The 9,205-nt window shown below is 59.2% G+C and carries 7 protein-coding genes; 6 read left to right on the top strand and 1 reads right to left on the bottom strand.

Translation table 11 applies throughout. The annotated features are described in order from the left end of the window. Nucleotides 1-263: 263 nt before the first annotated feature. On the top strand, nt 264-1,712 hold the full coding sequence (locus ABX749_RS11485) for a sulfatase-like hydrolase/transferase (protein WP_372896104.1): 1,449 nt from the start codon (nt 264-266) through the stop codon (nt 1,710-1,712). A gap of 60 nt (nt 1,713-1,772) precedes the next feature. On the opposite strand, the gene ABX749_RS11480 is transcribed toward ABX749_RS11485, so the two are convergent. After that, nucleotides 1,773-4,166 (bottom strand): ATP-dependent helicase, encoded by a 2,394-nt coding sequence (locus ABX749_RS11480; RefSeq protein ID WP_372896103.1) that lies wholly within the window; start codon nt 4,164-4,166, stop codon nt 1,773-1,775. 241 nt (nt 4,167-4,407) lie between these two features. Here ABX749_RS11480 and ABX749_RS11475 point away from each other — a divergent pair, with 241 nt between their 5' ends. The 5 genes from ABX749_RS11475 to ABX749_RS11455 all read left to right on the top strand — a co-directional run bounded on the left by ABX749_RS11475 (nt 4,408) and on the right by ABX749_RS11455 (nt 9,113). Beyond that, nucleotides 4,408-4,779 carry a DUF2237 family protein gene (locus ABX749_RS11475; protein WP_095742366.1) on the top strand — a complete coding sequence of 124 codons (372 nt, stop codon included), beginning with the start codon at nt 4,408-4,410 and terminating at the stop codon, nt 4,777-4,779. A 203-nt stretch (nt 4,780-4,982) separates the two neighbouring features. Then, nucleotides 4,983-5,843 carry a tetratricopeptide repeat protein gene (locus ABX749_RS11470; RefSeq protein ID WP_372896102.1) on the top strand — a complete coding sequence of 287 codons (861 nt, stop codon included), beginning with the start codon at nt 4,983-4,985 and terminating at the stop codon, nt 5,841-5,843. Between the two features lie 278 nt (nt 5,844-6,121). Continuing rightward, nucleotides 6,122-7,210: an RluA family pseudouridine synthase gene (locus ABX749_RS11465; protein WP_372896101.1), complete on the top strand. Its 1,089-nt coding sequence runs from the start codon at nt 6,122-6,124 to the stop codon at nt 7,208-7,210. Nucleotides 7,211-7,312: 102 nt separating this feature from the next. Further along, on the top strand, nt 7,313-8,629 hold the full coding sequence (locus ABX749_RS11460) for a coproporphyrinogen-III oxidase family protein (RefSeq protein ID WP_372896100.1): 1,317 nt from the start codon (nt 7,313-7,315) through the stop codon (nt 8,627-8,629). Then, nucleotides 8,613-9,113, top strand: coding sequence for a glycine cleavage system protein H (locus tag ABX749_RS11455; protein WP_372896099.1), 501 nt, complete (start codon nt 8,613-8,615; stop codon nt 9,111-9,113). The genes ABX749_RS11460 and ABX749_RS11455 overlap by 17 nt, the downstream gene beginning before the upstream one ends. Nucleotides 9,114-9,205 lie beyond the last annotated feature (92 nt).

Genomic DNA, 9,205 nt, shown 5'->3' with positions numbered 1-9,205 from the left:
GACGAGTCCTCTGCCAAGATGCCGACTGCAGAGGACTCGTCGCCTCGTCCACTACCTCAAAACAGGACTCGTCGCCTCGTCCACTACCCGAAAGTAGAGGACTCGTCGCCTCGTCCACTACCCGAAAGCAGAGGACTCGTCGCCTCGTCCACTACCCGAAGGTTTAGCTGAGACGGATCGCTAGGTCACACATAGCATTCGCCGCCAGCGACTATCGTATAATGCAACGTCGATTTCCATTCTCCTCTTCGGAATTTCGCTCCATGTCACGACTCGCGTTACTTTTCCTTGTCGCCACCGTCTTGTGCCTTTCGCTCACGCCGGGTGCGAGCGCAGCCGAACCTCCCAATATCGTGTTCATCTTCTCCGACGACCAATGTTTCGACACCGTCGCTGCGTTTGGGCACCCGGAAGTCGAAACACCGAATTTGGATCGGATCGCCAAGCGTGCCACCACCTTCACCCACGCCTACAACATGGGTTCGTGGTCGGGTGCGGTCTGTGTCGCCAGCCGCATGATGCTCAATTCCGGGCGATTCCTCTGGGACGCCGAACCGGTTTATCAAGCCGCCGAACAGGAACGTGAAGCGGGGCGGTGGTGGAGTGAGTACATGAAAGCCGCCGGCTATCGAACGTACATGACCGGAAAATGGCATTGCCGGGCCGACGCCCAAAAATCCTTTGACGTCGCACGTGATGTCCGCGGCGGCATGCCCAGCCAAACGCCGGCCGGCTACAACCGGCCACTCGTTGACCCGGAAACCGGCGAAGTGACCGATCCCTGGTCTCCGAGTGATCCCAAGTTCGGCGGGTTTTGGGAAGGCGGAACGCACTGGAGTGAAGTGGTTGCCAATCATTCGGTCGATTTCCTCAGCGAGGCCGGTTCCGGCGACCAACCGTTCTTCATGTACCTGGCCTTCAACGCCCCGCACGATCCGCGTCAATCGCCGGCCGAATACGTCGCCAAGTACCCGGTCGACCAGGTCAAGCTGCCGGAGAACTTTTTGCCCGAATATCCGTACGCCGAAGCGATGGCGGCCGGGCGAAAACTGCGCGATGAAAAACTCGCCCCGTTCCCCCGCACGCCGTTAGCGGTCAAGACAAACCGTCAAGAATATTACGCAATCATCACGCACATGGATGCCATGATCGGCAGGATTCTGGACGCTGTCGAAGCGACGGGCAAAGAGGACAACACGTGGATCTTCTTTACCGCCGATCACGGCCTGGCCTGCGGACAGCACGGCTTGATGGGCAAACAAAACCTATACGATCACAGCGTCCGAGTGCCGTTGATGGTGATCGGGCCGGACGCCAAGGCCGGGCAAACGATCGACCACGCCGTGTACCTGCAAGACATCATGCCGACGACCTTGGAATTGGCCGGCATCAAGCAACCCGAACACGTCCAATTCAACAGTCTGTTGCCGATGCTCGGCGGTGCCGACAGCCCCTATGACGTCGTCTACGGCGCCTACTTGGATAAACAACGCAGTATCCGTACCGAAAACTACAAACTGATCGTTTACCCCGTTGCCAACAAGATCCGCTTGTACGACATGAAGCAGGACCCGCAGGAGATGAACGATCTGGCCGGTTCGGCAGAGCACGCCAAGACGGTCAAGCGATTGTTCTCGCGTCTGGAAACGCTGCAAGCCGAAATGAATGACACGCTGAACCTGGGTGACCTGTCGCGCTACACGGGTTCGTGAGAATCAAACGGAACGGCGAATCGGCCGATCTTAAACGATGATCAGCCGTTTGCCGCCAGCCTACGGGCCGACGACTTCCAACTTGGCGAAGGCGAGTCGAAAGTTGTGCTCTCCGTCGGCGAACTGGACGCGTGCCATGCGTTTGGGGCCGAGTCCGCTGACGGCCAGGATCGTCCCTTCGCCGTAGTCGTAATGCCGCACCGTGGTGCCTTCGCGAAACGCCGTCAGCGGCGGTCGATTGCCCGACATCAAATCCGCGGCCGTTTTGAGCGCACCGATTTCGGGGATCGATTGCGTCTTGACCTCCTGCGGCGACGATTCTTCGGCGACCGCATCAAACGTCGGCGCGGATTCTCGGGCCTGGTCGTCCGCCGACAACACGTCTTCGTCTTGATTGGCTCCGAAATCGAACGACACGTCTGCTTGGACCTCGTCGCGGATTTGGATTTCCGGCAAATCCCAATCCCCGCCGCCGCTCTGGTCGATGTCGTGATCAAAATAATTTCGCTGCACCGTCGACTCGATGCGTTTCATCTCCTCCAACGGCAGCTCGTTCAAAAACGGACTGGCAATCACCGGTCGCGTGTCGCCGCGAATCATGCGACGTTTACAACAACTCAGTTGCAACCACTGTTTGGCGCGGGTGATACCGACGAACAAGAGCCGTCGCTCCTCTTCGAATTGCGCGTCGTCTTCTTTGGATCGTTTGTGGGGCAGCAAATCGTCTTCGACGCCGATGATAAAGACCCGCGGAAATTCCAGCCCCTTGGAGGCATGTAGGGTCATCAGGGTGACGCGTTGGTCGTTTTCCTCGAAGGCATCGGTGTCGCTGACCAGTGCGACTTGTTCCAGAAACGCTTCCAGCGATCCGTCGTCGGGATGTCGCCGATCAAAGTCAACTGCGGCACTGATCAATTCGTCGACGTTTCCCAGCGGGCTGGAATCATCCGCATCGTCGGAGTTCTTTTCCAAAAACTTGTCGTACCCCGACTCTTGAACCACGCACCGCATCAACTCCTCCAGCGGAGCGGTCGCGCGGGCGGCGATCCGGTCGTAGATCGCGACAAATTTCTTGACCATTGTGACGCTGCGTTTGGCCAGCGATTCGATCTGCTCGGCGCGTCGAGCCGCTTCCAACATGGGGATGTTGTGGCTGTCGGCAAACGCCTGGATCCGCTGGACCGTCTTGGCGCCGATTCCTCGCGTCGGGGTGTTGATCACACGCGTCAAGGCGACGTCGTGACCGGGATTGTTGACCAGATGCAGGTACGCCAAGACGTCCTTGATTTCTTTCCGCTGATAGAACTCGACGCCGTTGACGATTTGATAGGGAACGCCACGGCCGCGGAGTGCGTGTTCGAGTGACCGCGTCAGCGAATTCATGCGGCAAAAGATTGCAAAATCGTTGGGCCGGGCGAGGTCAGACGAAATCGCGGCGACGATCTCATCAGCGATCGAATCGGCCTCCTCATAGCCGTTTTCGAACCACCGCAAGATCACCGGTTCCCCTTCGTCGTTGTCGGTGAACAGGTTCTTTTGTTTGCGGCGTCGGTTGTGACGGATCAATTGGTCGGCGACCCGCAACACGTTGGGCGTGCTGCGATAGTTTTGTTCCAGCCGAACCGTTTTGACCGAGGGGTAATCTTTTTCGAAATCCAGGATGTTGTTCAGGTCGGCGCCGCGCCAGCCATAGATCGATTGATCCGGGTCGCCGGTGACCGACAGGTTGGGGTGATCGATCGAGAGCGCCCGGACGATCGCGTACTGAGCCAAATTGGTGTCCTGGTATTCGTCGACCAGGATGTAGCGAAATCGCTGGTCCAGCTCGCCCCGCAATTCGGGACTGTGCCGCAGCAAATTGGCGACGTGCAACAGCAGGTCATCAAAGTCGACCGCGTTGGCCGTCAGCAACTGACGCTGATAAACCGGGTACACCTTGGCGGCCACCGTCTCTTTGGGCGACAGCATCTGGCCTTCCATGACGTCCGGCGTGATCAGCTTGTTCTTCGCCTTGCTGATCACGTTGGCGATCTGATCCGGAGACGCATGGGTCGTGGAGACTCCGGCGGCTTCGATCGCACGCTTCATCGCCTGCTTCGAATCCGACGTGTCGTAAATCGAATAATTCTCTTGCAGCCCCACCATCGACGCATAACGCCGCAACAACTGGGCACAGAAACGGTGAAAGGTGCCCATCCAGACCTTTTGCCCCGGCGCCAGTTTGTCCAACCGCAAGCGCATCTCATCGGCGGCTTTGTTGGTAAACGTCAACGCCGCAATCTGCCAGTCCGGAATGTTCTGGGACAACAGATACGCGATCCGGTGCGTGACCACCCGCGTCTTTCCGCTGCCCGGGCCGGCCAAAATCAACATCGGTCCGTCGACGTGCTGAACCGCTTCGCATTGCGGGGCTGTCAGTTCGCGGAGCAAAGCGTCGCTGTGGGGAGCATCCATGGCGGGTCGACTGGCGGGAAGAGAAAGCGGACGAAACGCCGTCATCATATAGCGAAAAACCACTTCAAGGCCATGATGCTAAAACCACCGATCGTTCATCGCGTTGGCAGAATGCAAGCGAAGTCGAGAAACCGCAGCGTGAACCCCGGACGTCACCCCCCACGCCGCGGCGACCGACTCGCTACAATCAGATCCGTAGAGTGATGCGCGACACCTGGCCCGATCCTTCGAACCTGACCCCATGGCAAAAAACGTTATTGGAACTGACCTCGAGACCTGCAGCACCGACCCGATGACCGGCTTTTATCGTGACGGATGCTGCAACACCGGCGCGTCGGACGCCGGTCTGCACGTGATCTGCGCCGTGATGACCGCAGAATTTTTGGAATTCAGCAAGTCGCGTGGCAACGATCTCAGCACTCCCAATCCGCTCTACCGGTTCGCCGGACTGCAACCGGGCGACCGCTGGTGCCTGTGCGCGGCACGCTGGAAAGAAGCCTACGATGCCGGCCAGGCCCCGCAGGTGGTGCTCCGCGCCACCCATGTCTCGGCCTTGGAGTTTGCCTCGCTGGAAGAGCTGCGTGAGCACGCGGTGGACGAATCCGAGCGGTAGCGTTGGCTAGCTGGGGGACTTGCGGCAAATGGCATGGATGTCGCCGCCTCTGCGGCGCCTTCTATTGACGATAAGTTTTTGTCGCTCCTATACTTCGCGATCGACACTTGTGCGACATTGACGCTCGCCCTGCCCCACGCTTCCAACTCGTTCCCTCACCGCAATCGGCTCGTCTCGCTTAGACAACGCGGACAAGACCACTCATGAAAGATCGCCAGGCACAACTGGAACAGAACATCGTCGCCGAAAATTTGGCCGGCTTTTACAAGAAGATTGAGCCCTATTCCAAGCTCATCCTGACGGCCGTGGTGATCGTCATTGTGGCCTTGATCGCCGTGGGGCTTTACTCCAGCGGCGAAGTCGCCAAACGCAGCGACGCGACGTTACAGTTGCTGATGGAAAACCCCGAGGTTGCGTCCCAGTACCCCGACACCGTCGCGGCCGCTTGGTCGCTGCTGTTCCAGGGCAACGACAGCTTGGCCCAAGGCATCAACTCGCTGTACCAAGACCGCGACGAAGCCGAAACCTTGCTGTCGCAGGCAAAGGAGCACTTCAGCGACGCCCGAGCGGCATCGAAAGAAACGCTGTTGTTGTCCCGGGCGAATTTTGGCCTGGGCATGGCCGCCGAATCGCTGGGCGAAATCGACGAGGCGATCGACGCCTACAAGCGAACCGTCGATGCCAACGAGTCCGAAGCCATGGTTGCGGTGGCCCAGGAACGCATCGACCGCCTTTCCAACCCGGACACCGTCGAGTTCTTGGCATGGTTCGCCGACCAAGACTTCTCGCCGGCGGACCCGTCCCTGCCGCCAGAACTTCCCGGTGCGTCCTCGCTTCCCGATCTGCCCGATTTGGACCTCCCCGATCTGAACATGGGCGACGACTTGAAGTCGTCCGACGAACCCAGCGCCCCGATCGAAGGTGGGCTGGAACTGCCGGAAACGACCGAGCCGGAAACTGCTGAGCCGGAAACTGCTGAGCCGGAAACTGCTGAGCCGGAAACGACCAGCGACGAGACGGTGGACGAGAATCCGGAAGACACGGCCGACGAATCGGCCGAGTAGCGGAAGTTGATTCCGTGGATGATGCCAGTCGCGACGCGTGAGCGAGGGGCGCCGCATGGCCCCTTCCTGACACATTCAGGTTTCAGCCGCCAGGCCGCGATCCGTTCAGTTTTGGCTCGTATGACCGGAGGGCTCACGCCCTGCCGCTAACAAGAGACGGCTCGTTTGGCGTTGATGACAATCGGCAACCCACCGACCCAGACGCCTGACCCGTTCCTCTCCCCATCGACTCCGCCGCGATACTCATACAGAATCAAAGATCCATTGATCCACCTCGCGTGAAGTCCGAGTCACTTTCTAACGAAGACGCTGCCATCAGCGACGAAGCCCCCCGCGACGAAGTCTCGAATGACGAAGCTCTGAACGAGGCCCTCGACGACGAATCGAACGATCCGGTTTTCCGGGATTTCGTCGTCCCCGATTCGGCGGCCAATCAACGTATCGATCTGTTTCTAACCAGCGCCTGCGACGGCTACAGCCGCACACAAATCCGTCAGGCGGTTCAGGAGGATCAAGCGGCGGTGGACGGGCGAACGGTCCGTCCCAGTTTTCGGATCAAGGCTGGACAGACGATCCGCTTTCAGCTGCCCGAAGCGTTCTCCGATGAAGTGGTCCCGGAAAACATCCCGCTGGACCTGTTGTACGAGGACGACGGGTTTGTCGTCGTCAACAAGCCGCCGGGGATGGTGGTGCACCCGGCCCGCGGCAATTGGCAAGGGACGTTGACCAGCGCGCTGGCGCATCGCTTCCAGTGCCTGTCCGACGTCGGCGGCCCGACGCGACCGGGGATTGTTCACCGGCTGGACCGCGATACCAGCGGCGTCATTGTCGTCGCCAAGACCAACGCCGTTCACATGGCGCTGGCCCAGCAGTGGCATGATCGCGAAGTCGAAAAAGAATACTTCGCCATCACCGTCGGACGACTCGACCGCGATCGCGACGTCGTCGATGCCCCCATCGGGCGGCATCCGTATCAACGTGACAAGATGGCGATTCGGGAAAATCACCCGACCACCAAACCGGCCAGCACGTTCTACGAGGTGATGGAGCGGATCGGTCGCTTCACCCTCGTTCGGGTCCGCCCCAAAACCGGCCGCACCCACCAGATTCGTGTCCACCTGGCCCACCTGGGCTGCCCGATCCTGTGTGACCGACTCTACGCGGGGCACGCCGTCGCGACCGAATCTTGGCTGCAGGGACGGGGCACCGTCGCCGGCAGCCCCGAGGTTCTCGATCGGCAGGCGTTGCACGCGCGCCGATTGACACTTTGTCATCCCCAAAGCGGCGAATCGATGACCTTCGAAGCCCCCCTTCCGGATGATCTTGAGCGGGCGATCCAGGTGATCCGTCAGCGAGAGCACCGATGACCGTGGGGGTGACGACCGGTTACAATAATCTCTGTCGATCAACGACACCGTTGACCGAGAACGCCGTTCACTGATTTCTACGCTCTTTGAAATAGCCTGCCCATGTCGTCCGCCGCTAGTGATTCGAAAACTGAAGTCGGCAGCTACTTTATTTCGAACTATCCGCCTTACAGCCAATGGAAGAAGGACGCGTTGGAGGCAGTCGTTTCGGCGCTGCATAGCCCCGCGGTCGAAACCACACCGCTGGGGCTGTATCTGCACATCCCGTTTTGCCGAAAGCGTTGCAAGTTTTGTTACTTCAAAGTTTTCACGGATGTGACCGCGCCGGAAGTCCAGCGTTACGTCGATGCCTTGTGCAATGAAATCTCAATGGTCAGCGAAACGGAGGTGATGAAGGACCGCCCGTTCCGCTTCGTTTACTTCGGCGGCGGCACCCCCAGCTTCCTTTCGCCAAAGCAACTGACGAAACTTGCCGAACGACTTCGCCAGCACATCACCTGGGACGGCGCCGAAGAGGTGACGTTTGAATGCGAACCGGGAACGCTGAGCGAAACGAAGGTCAAAACACTGCGTGAAGAACTCGGCGTCACGCGGCTCAGCCTGGGTGTCGAAAATTTCTCGGACAAGCTGCTCGAGGAGAACGGCCGTGCCCACTTGTCCAAACAGGTGTTTCGGGCCTGGGAATGGATCGCCGAAGCCGAGTTCCCGAACGTCAACATCGACTTGATTTCCGGAATGGTCGGTGAAACCTGGGACAACTGGAAGGACAACATTCGTCAAGCCATCGACATGTCGCCCGAAAGCGTGACGATCTATCAGATGGAGTTGCCGTTCAACACCGTGATCAGCAAGGACATGCTGGAGAACCACACGACCAGCCCCGTGGCCGATTGGACCACCAAGCGTGCCTGGGTCGATTACGCGTTCAACGAATTCCTCGACGCCGGCTACAGCATCAGCAGCGCCTACACGGTTGTGAAAGATCCATCCAAGGTGAATTTCTCGTACCGCGATAATCTGTTCAAAGGCGCCGATTTGCTGGCCACCGGAATCGCCAGCTTCGGCCACGTCAGCGGCGTGCACTACCAGAACGTCGCCGAGTTGGAACAATACCTGTCGACGGTCGAATCGGGTTCGCTGCCGCTGGGACGCGGCTACGTTCCGACCGATCACCAGCGTCTGATCCGCGAGATGGTCTTGATGCTCAAGCTCGGGTACCTGGAAGTGAATTACTTCCAAAACAAATTCGGCGTCAACATTCTTGAGCGATGGAAATCAGAATGGGACAAGTATGTCGAAGACGGCTGGGCAACGATCAGCGGGGACCGCGTCGAGTTGACCCGCTACGGGTTGCTGCGAGTCGACGCCATGTTGCCCGTGTTCTTTGAGCCGGAACATCAGAATGTCCGATACACGTAGCACCGAATCATTCACCTTTGCGATGGGTGAATTCGAAGCCACGTTTCCGCGAGACCGCCATTACGCCAAGAACCACATGTGGGCTCAATGCATCGAGTCCGGCTCAGGTTCGAAAGGCAGCACGTGGCGGTTCGGGTTGTCGGCCTACGCCGTTCGCTTGTTGCAAGACGTCTACTTTCTGGACTGGGAAGTCGAAGCTCCGTCGGCGGTCGAGCACCGTCAGATGATCGGCGCGATCGAAAGCAAGAAGGCGGAAAGCGATCTGTATGCGCCCGTCGCCGGCACGCTGTCGGCGATCAATGAACACGTGCTTTCCGACCCCTCCCTGATCAACGCCGATCCCTACGGCGCCGGATGGATGATCGAACTGGACGTCGCCCCCGACGGCTCGGGCGTCTTGCTGTCGCCGGATCAATACGCCGATCACCTGACCGAAGCGTGGAAAGTCGCCCAGCGCACGATCAAGGGGCAAGCGAACTTCTAGTGCTCCTTGTCACCTTGCGTGTCGGGTAGGCGGTCGTGGACGAGGCGACGAGTCCTGTTTTGGGGTAGTGGACGAGGCGACGAGTCCTGTGT

The organism is Stieleria sp., from assembly GCF_041595215.1.
Classification (GTDB): Bacteria; Planctomycetota; Planctomycetia; order Pirellulales; family Pirellulaceae; genus Stieleria; species Stieleria magnilauensis.
The sequence above is the reverse complement of the archived record's forward strand: the minus strand, read 5'-3'. Positions and strand labels throughout refer to the sequence as shown.